Origin of the sequence: Psychrilyobacter piezotolerans, assembly GCF_003391055.1 — a bacterium.
In the GTDB taxonomy this organism is placed as follows: Bacteria; Fusobacteriota; Fusobacteriia; order Fusobacteriales; family Fusobacteriaceae; genus Psychrilyobacter; species Psychrilyobacter piezotolerans.
The window spans coordinates 46054-61404 of record NZ_QUAJ01000021.1 but is presented as its reverse complement, the minus strand read 5'-3'; the positions used below and the strand labels follow the sequence as shown (position 1 = coordinate 61404).

Genomic DNA, 15351 nt, shown 5'->3' with positions numbered 1-15351 from the left:
CGTCATCCGTGTTCTATAGTTTATTTTTAGTCTAGATATGTGCAGTTAGTGAATGAAAAATATTTTAATTTTGTGAAGGTTAGGGGTTATTAATTATTCTTATAGCTTGCAAACATTAGAATTTTAAAAAATTAGAGGGAAAAAACACCCGTAAAGGGGATCACCAATATACTATTAGTTTACTTTGTAAACATAGGATATTGCGAAAAAAGGAGTGAGAATTATGTTATATATAGACGGGATATCCCTGAGTAAATTAAAAGATGAGTTAGATGAAACGTTAAAAGGCAGAAAGGTAACTAAAATATTTCAATATTCACCACTGAGCTTATCCGTATTTTTAGGAAAACTAAACTTATATGTCTCAGCTACTCCTAATCTGCCTATATGTTATATAGCCACAAAAAAAGAGGTGGCTCCCGATAAACCTATGAGTTTTTCCCTGTCCCTCAGAAAATATCTGGTAGGTGCAATTTTAACAGGGGTAGAGCAGTATAAAAATGACAGGATATTACTTCTGTCCTTTGAAAAGGTCAACGAATTAGGGGTAAAACAGAAAGTTAAATTGATCGTTGAAATTATGGGAAAACACAGTAATATTATTTTGGTGGATGATGACTGGATGATCTTAGACCTGTTGAAAAAGTTTTCCATAGAGGAAAATAAGTTGAGACTCCTCATGGGAGGAGCCAGATATCAATTCCCGATCATTACCGAAAAAACATCTCCTGAAGACGTATCCAAGGAGGAATTTGACAATTATCTGGCTGAAAATACACTGATTCAAAATATAGATGGGATGGGAAAACTCACTGCCAAATATATGACCGATTACAGTAAATTTTATGAACTTATAAATGAGTCTGCATCTCCTACCCTCTATAAAGAAAATGGAATTATCAAGTACGGGACCATAGTTAACCTTCCTTTAGCGGGGTATGAAGAGGTGAAATTTGAATCGATCAACGGGATGATAGATACCTATATATTGGAGACATTAAATTCGGAACAATTCAACAATCAGAAAAGAACTCTGGCTAAGGTAGCAGAGAAGGAACTGAAAAAAAATAAAAAAACTATAAAAAATATAAACAGGGATATAGAAAAATATTCCACCTATGAAAAATATAAAAAAATAGGAGATATCCTGGCAGCCAACCTGTATTCATTGAAAGGATATGAAAAGAGTGTTACCCTCTATGATTTTTATGAAAATTGCAATATAGAGATAGCTTTAAATCCTCAAAAGAGTTCCAATGAAAATTTGGATAATTACTATAACCTCTACAACAAGCATAAAAGGGGATACCAGCATAGCGTTGAAAGGCTGGAGACTATAAAATCCGAGATCATATATTTAGAATCTATTTTATCTTTTATAAACCACGCCCAGGACAAGAAAACCCTGGAAGGGATTGAGGAGGAGCTCATAGCCAATAAGTATCTTAAAAAGATAATCAAGACAAAGAAGAAGAAAAAGATAGCCAAGATCACACCTCCTACAGCGGAGATAGACGGATTCACGGTATATTACGGAAGAAATAATATAGAAAATGAATATGTGACATTTAAAATAGGAGACAGGCACGACCTCTGGTTTCATGCAAAAGACGTTCCCGGGAGTCATCTCATAGTGAAAACCAACGGGGAGGAGATATCCGAGGAAACCCTCTATAAAGTAGGGGAGCTTGCCAGCCAGCATTCCAAAGTGGGGCAGGGAGAGACCATCCGGATAGATTACTGTCTGAAAAAATATGTGAAAAAAATAAAGGGAGCAAAACCCGGACTGGTGATCTATTCCAATGAGAAGTCGGTATTTGTGAAGAAGGGATAGAACTCCCTCCTTTGTTTCCTCCCTCGATCCACGAGTATTCAGAATTTACTCAATTGAGTAGATTCTAAAATGTGGGTAAAGAGAGGGGAAAATGAGACTATTGAGGAGAAAAAAAGAAAAAAGGAAGTGATCACATTGGTAAGAAAAATCAAATTTAAAAAGAAATCAAATTATAATAATATTGATCCAGGAATTATTCCAGTTGAAGAATATGATTTATTGGAAAAAAACATAGTGAATATGATGACCTATAATACTTTTCTTGATAATGGAATGGTCAGATTAAAAGAAACTATTGATGAAAAAATAATGTTAGAAGTTCCAATATTTAAAATGATAAATGATTATTTAGAAATTTTAAAAAAGGAAGGGGAAATAAGGTTAACTAAAATAGGAAATTTACCTCCCAAATATGTAAAAGAACTTTATCATAATAATGAAATAAAAGAGGGGTTAATAGAAGATGGGATTTCTACTTTAAGAAATGAATGGGATAGCGAGGGTGTAGTAGTTGCGAGGGTCATATCAGAAATATGTAAATTTACAAAGATAAGAAAAAATATATTATCATTGACAATGATTGGAAAAAAAATTATGGGAGATAAAAGAGCTTTTTTTAGAGAAGTCATGATGACTTTTACCAATGGATATAATTGGGGTTATCTTGATGGATATGATGAATCATTGAGGCTAGGAGAAATTGCTTCGTATACATATTACCTAATTAATAAATATGGAAATACTTTGAGAGATACAACATTTTATTCTGAAAAAATAGTACTTGCCTTTCCCATGGTTTTATTGCCTTTAAAAACTAAAAACAATTGTACTAAAACAAGAGAAGATCAATTTAATAATATTTATAGCCTTAGAACATTTAAAAGGTATATGGAATTTTTAGGAATAGTAAAACTTAGCTCAGAAGGTTTTGGTAAAAAAATTATGAAAAAACAGCTCTTTGATAAAATAATTGACTTAACTCCTATTAACAGAATGAAAGAGTTAAATTTTAAAGAGAGAAAAAAGGATGGGATAGAAGGTTTAATTTCATATCTTAATCCAAATCAATTGTCAAAATTAAAATTTGATAAAGACGAATAAAAAAATTCAATCTTGCAATTCAAAAATATCCTCTCACTAAAACCCTCTATCCTCTTAGGTTGTAGTAACAAAGCAAGAATATTAGTGATTCTGTGGTGGGTAAAGAGAGGGGAGATCGATACTGTGGGGATAATTGGAACTCCCTCCTTTGTTTCCTCCCTCGATCCACGAGTATTCAAAATCTACTCAATTGAGTAGATTTTAAAATGTGGGTAAAGAGAGGGGGAGGAGATTCTGTGGTGAGAAAAATAATTAAAAAAGAAGAAAATAGAAGAGTGTTTAGTGTAAGTAAAGAAAATTTTTAATTCTATTATGCAGAGAATATTTAAAGGAGAGTTGTTTTAGATGGAAGTTAAAGATAAAGAAAAAGGTGAAATTAAAGATATAAAAAAGAGTAAGTTTTACTCAACTCTTATTTTGAAAGTGGTAGTTGTAATTCTGGGTTCTATTTTAAGTTTTTCAATAGGAAATCATTTTAGGGAAAAAAATGAAGAAAAAAAAACTCGAACACTAGCTATTACATTAATTCAAGAATTAAATGATATAAGCTCAATAATAGAGTCTATGCCGAAAAGAAAAGAACTTATAGAAAATACCACCACTATTTTACCATTAGAATATAATGAAATAAAATATAAGGATTTAATTTTATTAGAAAAAGCGGGTTTAAATTCTGTTGAAATACAAAAACTCAGTGAAATATTTAAAATTCTTTCAAATATAAATACAACGATAGAGTATATTAATAGATCATATGAAAAAAAAGATGTTTTGCTTCATAGTGCTTTGCTAAAAGCTTTAGTTGATTTAGTAGAAGATGAAAGTTTTCGAAAGAATCTTAAAGAAACTAATCTAATAGAGGATAAACTTCTAAAATACATAAATAAATAGTATATTTACTGAGTAAATCAATTCCAGATAAACTCACCCCAAGAACGCCCCCTTTAGTCCTCCCTCGATCCACGAGTATTCAGAATCTGCTCAACTGAGCAGATCTGAAATGTGGGTAAAGAGAGGGGGAAGGCGAATCTACGGTGGTGAAAAAAATAAAGAACCAACATTAAAAAAAGCTATTTATGATACTTTAAAAGTATAATAAATAGCTTTTTTATTATCTAGAAAATTATAAAACTCTAGATTATGCCTATCTGGATGCAACGTCACGTTGCTTTTTTTTTCTAGTCTGAAGCAGCTCTATATGGTTAAGACCCATTTCTTTTACTCTCTTTTTAGCCAAACTTACGAATTCATCATCTAAAGCTTCTGGAGAATGTGTATCTGAGTTAACTATTACTTTTATATCCCTGTAATTATCCGCTACATACTCCCAAAAATTATTATTAGGATAGTCTCTGGTATCGTATCTGAGACCGTTGGCATTATACTCTATTGGCATATCATGTTTTCTGCATGAGGCCAGGATATCCTCTGTCACTATTTTACAGTGACTATCCCACTCAGGATACCTCGCCATAAATAAATCCGGATGAGCTAAAAAGTCAAAGATTCCGCTTTTTATGCCTTTTATTAAATCGTCCCTGTATTGGTATAGGTTTTCTTTGTTAAGTATAGCAAGAGAACCGACTATTTCTCCTCCCTCTTTAAAAAGGTAATGCTGACCTAATATGAGGTAATCTGTTTTTTCTTTTAATTCCAGATAATAATCATGGGAGTCTTCAAAGTATTCACACTCCAGGGCTTTCAGGAGGGTAAAATCTTTAAAGACTTCCTTTGCCTGATCTATCTCCTGAAAGTATTTTAAAAGATCTGAATACTCCATCCTGTCATGTGACAACCTGCCGTCTTTATAGGGAACATGACAGCTCATTCCCAGTTCATTTATCCCTGTTTTTATAGCAAAGTTCACATAGTCTATTATTTCTCCTTCTGCATGCTTACACCTATAGTGATGTGTGTGATAATTTGTCTTTTTCAATGATCTTTTTCCTCCTTAATTTTCAAATAGAGCTGCTATCCGATTATTTGGATCTCTCTATAATTTTTTACCTGGGATACTTTCATATCTAAAACCTGTATTTTAAGTCTAAATGACTTGTTTTATATAGATATATTGTACTACTGGCATGTAAAATTTGTAAACAGATATTTCAAAATAAACATCAGATACTTCATTATTCCCTCTTAAGCTCTCCTAAAGACTTTCCCTTGTGATTACATAGGCGGTTTGACCATAATCTCATATATCCCTCGGTACTATTGGGATTGAGAGGCAGAAAACAGGAAAGGCTACTCAGTACCCTAAAGAGGTTTAAAAATAGCCTTAAAGGTAGTATAAGTAGCCTTATTTTACAACCTTTCTTGGCTGTCTCTACCCTCTCTTCTGATTATTTTATTGGACAAAAACACTTGAAATATGGTACCATTTTAATGGAATTAATTTTATTAGAAATAATTTTATAAAAAAACTTATGGAGGCATGCAAATGAGAGCTTAGATTTAATCTGTTCTAGATATAATAGACTAAAAGATCTTAGATATTAAGATAATTTTTTTTAGTACAATTTTAGGAGGGGTTAAATTGAATAAGAGTAAAAGAAACATCTATTTGATGTACTTGATTGTATTTTTTCAAGGTTTTGTATTTTATGGTCCAATTGCTACACTTTACAGACAGGCAAATGGACTTTCAATGAGCGAGATTTTTATTATCGAATCATTTTTTGGGCTGTGTATTATTATTTTTGAAGTTCCGTGGGGCTGGTTAGCAGATAGAGTAGGTTATAAACGGATTTTTGTATTATCCAATGTTCTCTTTTTTATTTCAAAGATTGTCTTTTATGAGGCAGATTCTTTTAATTTGTTTTTACTAGAAAGAGTTCTACTTGCATTGGCATTATCTGGGATATCAGGATGTGATATAGCTATATTACATAATTCTACAGATAAAGGAGAGTCTGAGAAAGTATTTGGACGTTATTCTGCCTTTGCAACATTTGGTTATATTATGGCTACCTTTATGTCTGGTTATTTTTTAAAAAAATCCATGGAAATGGCGGCCTTTGCGACCATTATTCCTTATGGAATTGCAGTTGTTCTAACTTTTTTTATCATTGATGACAATTGCTCTGTAGGAGAAAAACCTAAAATTAAGGATAGTCTTAAATTATTATTGAGAGATAAAAAGATGATTCTATTTCTTCTCTCAGTTACTTTTATGAGGGAGATCATTCAGTCAGTCATGGTTTTTCTTAGTCAATTACAATATACAAAATCTAATATAGAAATTGTATACTTTGGAATAATAGCAGGAAGTCTTCAAATTATGGGGTTAATTTCTGCAAAAGGTTATAAAATAAGTGAAAAAATTGGACATACAAAAAGTATCCGTTTAATTTATATATCGCTTAGTCTGACATGTATACTTCTAGCCTTAACTAGTAATCCTTTTTTTACTATATTTTTAATGGCAATTATTAGTCTTTCTCGAGGTTTATTAGAACCAATGGTGATGACTATTCAAAATAACTCAATAAAAACTAATAATAGAGCTGTTATGTTATCTCTTTATTCTATGGTTGGAAGTATTGTTTCTTCAGGTATTAATCCACTCATTGGAATTTCAGCAGATAGATCTTTGGAAACTTCTTTCTTATTTTGTGGGTTATTAGGAGTGATAGCAACTATTCTACATTTTTTCTTAAAGGAAAAGAACACAGTTAATCATAAAGTAATTTTAGAATAATTAATATTTTAAAACTAAAATTACATTTGAAACTAGCGGAGGGTGACTCATAAGTAGGTTTTCTACTTGAGTCATCCTCTTTTTATTTGTATCTAATTTTCACAGATTCAAACCAAATCTTTTATTCTTAATTTTGATCCAAAACAAAAATCTGCGATGATCAGAGTTTCTTCCGTGTATGTATTTATACATCCGTGTTCTATGCTTTTTCTTTCTTTTTCCCTACGAGGGCGAGAGAGGGTCAAATAAAAAAAAAGGGTTTAGCACAAAATTGTGCCAAACCCTTTTACTATAACCTACTTAGTTTCTTCCTTTACTTCTGCTGCTTTAACCGGCTTAGGTAATAATTCTTTTCTACTTAAGCTGATCTTTCCTTTTTCAGTTGAGATAACTTTAACTTCAAATTCATCTCCAACTTGCAATACATCTTCTACATTGGCGATTCTCTCATGAGAGATTTGAGAAACATGTAATAATCCGTCTTTTCCTGGTGCTACCTGCATAAATGCCCCGAATGAAGCTACTTTTACAACTTTAGCAGTATAGATTTCTCCTACTTCAACGTCTTTTACATATCCGTTTACTAATGAAACAGTTTTATCCAGTGCATCTTTATCTACAGCAAAGATTAATACCTTTCCAGAATCATCGATATCAACTTTAGCTCCAGTCTCTTCTACGATACCTTTGATATTCTTTCCAGCAGGTCCGATTAATGCAGATATTTTATCTGTATCAATTTGCATTTGATATACTCTAGGAGCTGTAGCTGCTAATTCTGCTTTAGGAGCAGGGATAGCTGCGTTCATAACACCTAATATTTCAGTTCTTGCTACTAATGCCTGTTCTAAAGCTATTCTCATAACTTCTTCATCTATTCCAGTGATCTTGATATCCATTTGAAGTGCTGTGATTCCTTTAGAAGTTCCAGCTACTTTAAAGTCCATATCTCCTAAATGATCTTCTAATCCCATGATGTCGGTTAAAACTACATAGTCGTCTCCCTCTTTAACAAGTCCCATAGCTATTCCAGCTACATGTTCCTTGATAGGTACTCCGGCAGCCATAAGTGATAATGATCCACCACAGATACTTGCCTGAGAAGATGAACCATTTGATTCAGTGATCTCAGATACTATTCTCACTGTGTATGGAAATACTTCTTCAGTTGGTAATACATAAGATAGTGCTCTTTCAGCTAATGCTCCATGTCCTAATTCTCTTCTTCCTGGTCCTCTCATGAATCCAGGTTCTCCTACTGAGTATGAAGGGAAGTTATAGTGAAGGTAGAATTTCTTGTAGAAACTTTCGTCCAACCCGTCGATTAACTGCTCATCCTGTTTTGTTCCCAGAGTAGCAAATACCATTGCCTGAGTTTCTCCTCTAGTAAACATTGCCGATCCATGAGGCTGGGATAAGATATCTATTTCTGCGAAAAGGTCTCTTAATTCATCAGTTTTTCTTCCGTCTACTCTATGCTTATTGTAAACAATAGCTTCTCTTACTAATTGTTTCATAAGGTCGTGGTAGTATTTAGCAAAGTCAAATGCTAAAGCTCCATCTAATTCTTCCTCACCGGTTTTTTCTATATAGTCAGCTGTAAATATCTCTAATAATTCAGCTTCTAATCCGTCTACTGCATCTTCCCTGGCATGTTTTCCAACAACTAATACAGCTTCCTTTAATCTTGCAGTTGCCTTTTCGTCGATAAATGACTTAACAGTTTCGTCGATTGCAGGTGCAGTGAATTCAATGTTTTCTTTTGCAACTAATGCAGCAAATTCCTCCTGGAATGCACATATTTTTTTGATGTTGTCATGGGCAAATAAAATTGCATCTAACATAACTTTTTCAGATAATTCAGCTGCTCCGGATTCTACCATGTTTACAGCTTCTTTTGTTCCTGCTACTGTTAATTCTAAATCACTGTTCACTAACTGGGCAGGGCTTGGATTTAAAACGAATTCTCCGTCTATCATTCCAACTGTAACTGCTGCTACAGGTCCTAAGAATGGGATATCAGAAACCATTAATGCTGCTGATGATCCGATGATTCCAAGGTAATCAGTAGTACAAGTTTCGTCATATGACATCACTGTATTTACAATGTGTACATCATAGTTGAATCCTTCTGGGAACATTGGTCTGATTGGTCTGTCTATTAATCTAGCTGTTAATGTAGCGTTTGTAGAAGGTCTGGCTTCTCTTTTCATAAACCCGCCTGGCATCTTTCCGGCTGCATAATATTTTTCTACGAAATCAACTGTTAATGGGAAAAAGTCCGCTCCCTTTCTAGGTGCCTTACTTCTAGTTGCTGTTACTAATAATGCAGTCCCACCGCATTCTACCAATACAGCTCCTCCAGCTTGTCTGGCTAATTTTCCAGTGGACATCTTTATTATTTTTCCACCGATTTCTAACTCCATGTTTTTTTCATTAAACATATATTCCTCCTATTATATTGGATAAGCACAGGGCATTATCCTTACATTTCATTTTCTAAATTTAACTATCTGATATATATTCAGATAGTTAAATTCAGTTATTTCAATAGGAGACATAAAATAATAAGGGGTAAAAATATAATTTTTTAAGTTTATATTTTCATCTCTTACTACTTATTTATCTCCTATTGCTAGTAATTATATCACCCTATCTCCTTTAAGTAAAGGCATTAAAAGAACTTTTAATCTGAAATTTACCACTATCAAAAGTAAAAAAACAGGTTTTCAGACAGAATTTATATTGGTTTAGAGGAGTGAATTTTAAATTTTTAAAGTTGAATAGAGACCATTGTTGATTTTTTATGATAGAATAAGAGGAATAATAAATTTGGAGGAGAATATGAAAAAAAAATTAATTATAGGGATATTTTTCATCATAGGTATCTCTATTTTTGCCGAGCAGACCTATGTAAAAGGAAAGATCCTTTCCATATTAAGGGAAGAAGAATTTGCAGATGATGAGTTTCTTATTTCCATGACTGATTTTCAAGTGGAAATTATGGAGGGGGAGGAGAAGGGGAAAATCCTGGTGATTCCTCATCCTGCCTATAGGGAAAAAGAACATAATCTGTCTTTTAAGCCAAATATGAATGTGGTTATATACAGAGATACAGACGGATACTATATCGTCGAAAGGGATAGGAGGAATAGTCTCTACCTTTTGGTCTCTCTTTTCTTAGGGCTGACATTATTTATTGCGAAAAAACAAGGTTTAAAGGCAGTCCTGTCTCTGGGAATAACAGGATTTTTAATATTTAAATTTATGATTCCCGGGATCATCTTAGGGTTTTCTCCCATCCTGATTTCAATAATTATTTTATCCATATCTTCCGTTGTTACTATATTTTTTATGACTGGATTTAATTCCAAGGGGATTATAGCTATCCTGGGGACCTTGGGAGGAGTTGTTTTTGCAGGGATCCTATCTATATTTTTTTCAAAGACCATGGGGCTCACAGGGTATACAACCATGGAAAGCATCAATTATGCATCCCTTATAAAAAACATAGACCTGAAGGAACTCATATCAACAGGGGTAATTATAGGAAGTGCAGGAGCTGTGATGGATGTATCTATGTCGATCTCCTCGGCCCTTTCAGAGATAAAATCCCATAAACCCCATATTACACCTTTGGAATTATATAATTCCGGGATGAGTATAGGAAGGGATATCATAGGAACCATGATAAATACCCTTATCTTAGCCTACATAGGGGGATCACTCTTTACGATAATGATCCTCACCATCCAGCAGAATGATTTTCCGGGTATCAGGATATTGAACTTTGAATTTGTAGGAGTTGAATTTCTCCGGGCTTTTTGCGGGAGTATAGGAATATTAATAGCTGTTCCCCTGACTTCATTTTTAGCTTCTAAAATTCATATACACAATAAAGAAAAAAAAATTTTCTGGGATTAAAAAAAGTGACGTGACACTGCTGATAGTATTATCCCCCGGGTATAATTTCCTAGAGAATAAAAAAAAGAAGTTTTGCCCGTAAAATATGGGCAAAACTTCTATTTTTTAAATTTATCTTTTGGTGGAACAGGTCTTTTACCCTTTTTAAAGCTGATTGCCTCAGTTGGGCAGGTTTCTATACAAGAACCACAAGAAAAACAATCTGGAATGGTTTTTTCTTGTTTCAATATGTTTTCCATTGCCGTTGATGGACAAGCTTTGGAACAGGCTTCACAAGAGATACATTTATCATAGTCTACACAAATTTTGAAAACAGATATTTTTTCAATAAACCATCCTACTAATCCAAATGGGCAAAACAGGTGGCACCATGGACGATATACAAAGATACTTCCTATAAATATCAGCCCTATAAATCCCATACCAATAATTTCAAGTTTCATAGGTGCAAAAATCTTGAATGGGTCGATATATTCTATAATATCAGTACTCCACATAAATACTATGACAGTAAAGACAATAAAAAAGATTATACGGACAGTGTTGCTCAGAACAAAGGGAATTTTATATTGTCTGATTAGGTTCTTGTTTGCTGTATTATTTTTGTTTAGTCTGAAAATCAAATCCTGGAGTGTTCCAACCTGACAGCCCCAAGAGCAGATAAATTTATTTGCAATAAAAACCATAAATAAAAATATACCCATGGCTGCCAGCCTTTGAGGAAAGATGACCCCGTCAACTGCGAAAAGTGCAACGGCATCTTTGACAGTCCCCATGGGACCGGGATCTGAACCAAGTATAACTCCGAATATCGTCAGAGAGATAAAATAGATGATCTTTCTATTTTTAACGGTGATTTTATTTCTTCGGATTAAATTGAACACTATTATCTGAATAAAAATCCACAAACCAAATTTTATTGCAATCTTAATCCAAGATTTAGATTCCCCTTCCCTATGCAGGATCAGTTTATTTCTTACTGAATCGATCTTCTCCTCCAAATTATCAAAATCACCTAATTTTTTCTGGAAATCATTCTCCCCTTCTAATTGAAACTCCTTTAATAAAACCGAATTGGGCAAATTATTCTTTTCTCCAAATTCCGATATTGTCATCTGAGATTGAAAAACTAAGGATTTAGGTAAAGGTATTTTTTCTTCTCCGCCTAAAATATCGGAAAAAAACAATGAAAATACTGTCACAAACCCAATAAGTAAAATAAATTGAATCAAAACATTTTCTTTAAAACCTTTCATAAAATCCCCCTTTAGTTAAACACTTAATATTTTAAAATATCGGCATTATCAGCAAAAGTGCTATATTTCCATTATTTAATACGGACTCTTCTGTATCTTGATTTGCAAGGGAAAATCCTCCTTCCACTGATAATCCGGATTCTAATTTTTTTCCGATTCCCAGATAAGCATAAGCTCCGATTTTATCACTATCTTTATAAAGGGTTCTGCCGTATCTTCCAACGGTATATAAACCTGGAATATTTTGAGAATAGAATTTGCCGCTCAGGTATACGGGGAAAGTTTCCATCCCTCTATCACTGAAATTAAATTCCCCGATCCCTCCAAATCCAAGTTCTATATCTGGAAAAATTTCATGAACAATCTCTAAATTTAAATTTAAACTTCCGGTTTTATTCCCTGAAAACTTACCATAGCTGCCACCAACTCCTAAATTTATTCCCACTGGATAAAGGTCTAATCCCAAAATAAATAATCCCACTAATATTAATTTTTTCATATTACCTCCTAAAATGAGAATATAAAATTTATTCCTAAAAGTAATTTTGTTTCACCTTCATGCTCAACGGCGTTTACCATTACACCTACATGACTTGTTCTTTGATAGTCATCATAGAGATAACTGGAAAGATGTCCCATTGGATCCATAAACATCATAGTAGTACTTCCCAAAAACTTAGAATTGAACAGCATACCGTTATTATCTAAGATATAGTTCTGAAGGATATAAAACCCCTCTCCTACCATGGAACCAAAAACCGGAGTTATGACAATATCCTGCATGGAAGGTCTCTCGGCAAATGCCTCTATCCCGTATTCCCAAAAAAATGTGGATATAAAAAATGAATACCAAAAAGACTCATATTTTGAGTAATTGGCATTTCTGGCCAGTATATAGTATACTCCTCCTGTATATGCATGACCTATATAGTTAAATCCGGGGTTATCGTGATCCCATACAGGTCCGCTCGTCACGTTCCTTTTCCACTGTTCAAACAGACTACTTTCCTCATTTTTTCCCCATCTTGTTGTGGATTCTGGTAGTGTATATAGGAAGGCAGCTGTTGCACCTGCAAGGATGAAAAGTGATCCTGTATCCTTTTTTAATTTATCGGAGTTTTTTTTGTGAGGAATATCTCCTAATTCCAGATTGTAACTTATTTCCTCTCCCTCTCCAAGGAGTATATTTCCCATGAAAATAAAAAAAGCAACAAAAAAAATATATTTTTTAAAATTAAACATTTTAATTCACCTACTTAGATTAGTTTTTTAAACTTTCATCTACTATAGTTATTAGAGAAAATAAAAAAAAACCTTTTATAAAAAAAAAAAAGATAAAAAATAATTTTGAAATGACATCAATTTTATTTCTTATCTCCCAAAGGTCAGATGATTTTATCTGTAATTAACCCAAATTGCTACTTGAAAAAAAGACCTAAGGATTCCATCCTTGTATAATGAAATAGAGGAAAGAAGGTTAAACTCCTCCTTCTTATGGTTTCTCTAGTTTTAGAGAAACCAAAGCTAAAAGATCGAGCTATAGTTTTCTCTGATTTGAGAGAAAACGATAACAAGGAAAGAGTTAGGTAAGAGAGGGTTTAGTGGGATGCCTGACGGGCATGGCGGGGGCGACGAAACTCGCGAGATATTTACTGCTGGAGCTAAACGACTATAAACTTCGAAATGAAAAAACCAAATTCTAAAGAAAAAAGATTCTTATCTGTGTAGATTAGAGTTTTTCAGTGTGTCTCGAAGAGATCCGTGTGCTATAATCACACTAAAAACTTCTGTGTAATGCCTATAAAAGTTTTATAAAATTAGTGTAGATTAGTGGCAAAGAGAAAAATCTAAGGGTTTTGCCCTTGTATAATCAACTAGGAAAGGCTGAAGAGTTCATCATCCTTTATAGCGGTATTCTGAGTATGAAATATTTTCAGGAGTTTTTCAGGAGTAAGGTTCTGTTTTTCCTCTCCTGCAAAGTCTAAGATTATCTTTCCTTCATGGAGCATAATTAATCTGTTCCCATATTTTATAGCATCATTTAAATTATGAGTTATCATAAGGGTAGGGATCTTATGGGATTCCACTATTTTTTTTGTTTTTTCCATGATTAACTCCGATGTCTTGGGATCAAGAGCGGCAGTATGTTCATCTAACAATAATATTTTAGGTTTATTTAAGGTTGCCATAATAAGAGCCAGACATTGTCTCTGCCCGCCGGATAATAATCCAACTTCTGTATCCAGTTGTTTTTCCAGCCCCAAACCTAATTCAGTCAGGGTATTTTTATAAATTTCTTTCTTTTTTTTATTTAAACCCAGAGTAAGGTTAAATCTTTTTCCTTTATTGTCTGCCATAGAAAGGTTTTCAAAGATTGTCATAGATGGTGCAGTTCCCAAGGCAGGGTTTTGATAGACCTTTGAAATAAAAGTATTTCTTTTATAGGTAGCCAGATCCGTAAAATCTCTGCCTTCCATATATAAATTCCCACCATCTGGGGTAATATTCCCCATAATGATATTTAGAAGGGTGGATTTCCCGGCACCATTACTTCCAATGATAGATACAAAGTCCCCGTGGTTTAATTGAAAATTCAATCCTTTAAAAATTTTTTTTTCGCTTCCCAATTCAGAATGAAATGATTTATTTAAATTATTAATTTTGAGCATTTTGAAATACACCTCCTAATTTATTTTTTAATGGTAATGTTAATTTTAAGTTTTTACCTTTAAAACCCATAACTCCAACAGTAAGGATTGCAGTAATAAGCTTTATATCGCTGGGACTAAATCCTATTTTTAGAGAACCCATTATTATAAACCGGTATAAGATGGAACCGATAATTACGATAGTTGTGACATTTAACATCTTTCCCTTCTTTAAGACACTTTCCCCTATAATAATAGAAGCAAGGCCTGTAACAATAGTTCCTGTACCCATGGCAATATCTGAAAAACCCTGGTATTGGGCTAAGATACCACCAGATAAAGCTACTAAACCATTGGCTAACATAAGACCCATAACCTTTAATTTTTTTTCATCTATCCCTAAAGATACAACCAATGTTTCATTGTCTCCCAAAGCCCGCAGGGAAAATCCAAATTTTGTTTTAAGGAGATAGTCCAGAGAAAACTTAGACAGGAGCACAATAAATAATATGATTAAAAGATTGGGCCTATTGGAAAATATATTATCAACTCCAAATAAGGGTATATTTGATCTTCCCATTATCCGGAGGTTGACACTATATAAACCTGTCATAACAATAATTCCAGCCAAGAGGTTTGTGATCTTGAATTTTATATGGATATATCCAGTGATAAATCCTGCAATGGATCCCCCTATAAATGCTGCTCCTAAAGCCAGGATGGGATTGAAACCCTTTATTATAAGGATAGCTGCTATAGAACCTCCCATTGGAAAAGATCCGTCTACAGTAAGATCTGGAAAATCTAGTATTTTATAGGATATGTACAATCCTAAAGCCATTATTGCAAAAATAAGCCCCTGTTCAATAGTTCCTATTAACATAA

12 protein-coding genes are annotated in these 15351 nt (G+C 33.4%); 5 read left to right on the top strand and 7 right to left on the bottom strand.

What is annotated here, in order from left to right; genetic code table 11:
- Window positions 1-223 precede the first annotated feature (223 nt).
- The 3 genes from DYH56_RS11535 (at window position 224) to DYH56_RS11525 (ending at window position 3826) form a co-directional block, all read left to right on the top strand.
- Window positions 224-1834 (top strand): Rqc2 family fibronectin-binding protein, encoded by a 1611-nt coding sequence (locus DYH56_RS11535; RefSeq protein ID WP_114643027.1) that lies wholly within the window; start codon window positions 224-226, stop codon window positions 1832-1834.
- A 135-nt stretch (window positions 1835-1969) separates the two neighbouring features.
- Window positions 1970-2935, top strand: coding sequence for a hypothetical protein (locus DYH56_RS11530; RefSeq protein ID WP_147269612.1), 966 nt, complete (start codon window positions 1970-1972; stop codon window positions 2933-2935).
- Between the two features lie 345 nt (window positions 2936-3280).
- A complete protein-coding gene (locus DYH56_RS11525) occupies window positions 3281-3826 on the top strand; it encodes a hypothetical protein (RefSeq protein WP_114643025.1) in 546 nt (181 codons plus the stop codon).
- 253 nt (window positions 3827-4079) lie between these two features.
- On the opposite strand, the gene DYH56_RS11520 is transcribed toward DYH56_RS11525, so the two are convergent.
- Complete coding sequence (locus tag DYH56_RS11520; RefSeq protein WP_114643024.1) at window positions 4080-4871, bottom strand: histidinol-phosphatase; 792 nt, start codon at window positions 4869-4871, stop codon at window positions 4080-4082.
- A 603-nt stretch (window positions 4872-5474) separates the two neighbouring features.
- On the opposite strand from DYH56_RS11520, the gene DYH56_RS11515 reads away from it, so the two are divergent.
- On the top strand, window positions 5475-6638 hold the full coding sequence (locus DYH56_RS11515; protein ID WP_114643023.1) for an MFS transporter: 1164 nt from the start codon (window positions 5475-5477) through the stop codon (window positions 6636-6638).
- 296 nt (window positions 6639-6934) lie between these two features.
- Here DYH56_RS11515 and pnp read toward each other — a convergent pair whose 3' ends face one another.
- A complete protein-coding gene (gene pnp / locus DYH56_RS11510) occupies window positions 6935-9082 on the bottom strand; it encodes a polyribonucleotide nucleotidyltransferase (RefSeq protein WP_114643022.1) in 2148 nt (715 codons plus the stop codon).
- A 400-nt stretch (window positions 9083-9482) separates the two neighbouring features.
- On the opposite strand from pnp, the gene DYH56_RS11505 reads away from it, so the two are divergent.
- On the top strand, window positions 9483-10562 hold the full coding sequence (locus DYH56_RS11505) for a YibE/F family protein (protein WP_114643021.1): 1080 nt from the start codon (window positions 9483-9485) through the stop codon (window positions 10560-10562).
- Between the two features lie 98 nt (window positions 10563-10660).
- Here the strand turns inward: DYH56_RS11505 and DYH56_RS11500 are convergent, their stop codons facing one another.
- From DYH56_RS11500 to DYH56_RS11480, 5 genes are all read right to left on the bottom strand, one after another.
- On the bottom strand, window positions 10661-11818 hold the full coding sequence (locus DYH56_RS11500) for a 4Fe-4S binding protein (protein ID WP_114643020.1): 1158 nt from the start codon (window positions 11816-11818) through the stop codon (window positions 10661-10663).
- A 31-nt stretch (window positions 11819-11849) separates the two neighbouring features.
- On the bottom strand, window positions 11850-12317 hold the full coding sequence (locus DYH56_RS11495) for a hypothetical protein (protein ID WP_114643019.1): 468 nt from the start codon (window positions 12315-12317) through the stop codon (window positions 11850-11852).
- Window positions 12318-12325: 8 nt separating this feature from the next.
- Window positions 12326-13060, bottom strand: coding sequence for a DUF3943 domain-containing protein (locus DYH56_RS11490; protein ID WP_114643018.1), 735 nt, complete (start codon window positions 13058-13060; stop codon window positions 12326-12328).
- A 632-nt stretch (window positions 13061-13692) separates the two neighbouring features.
- Window positions 13693-14487 (bottom strand): ABC transporter ATP-binding protein, encoded by a 795-nt coding sequence (locus DYH56_RS11485; RefSeq protein ID WP_114643017.1) that lies wholly within the window; start codon window positions 14485-14487, stop codon window positions 13693-13695.
- Window positions 14474-15349, bottom strand: a complete 876-nt coding sequence (locus DYH56_RS11480) for an ABC transporter permease (protein ID WP_114643016.1) — start codon at window positions 15347-15349, stop codon at window positions 14474-14476. Before DYH56_RS11480 ends, DYH56_RS11485 begins: the two co-directional genes overlap by 14 nt.
- Between the last annotated feature and the right edge of the window lie 2 nt (window positions 15350-15351).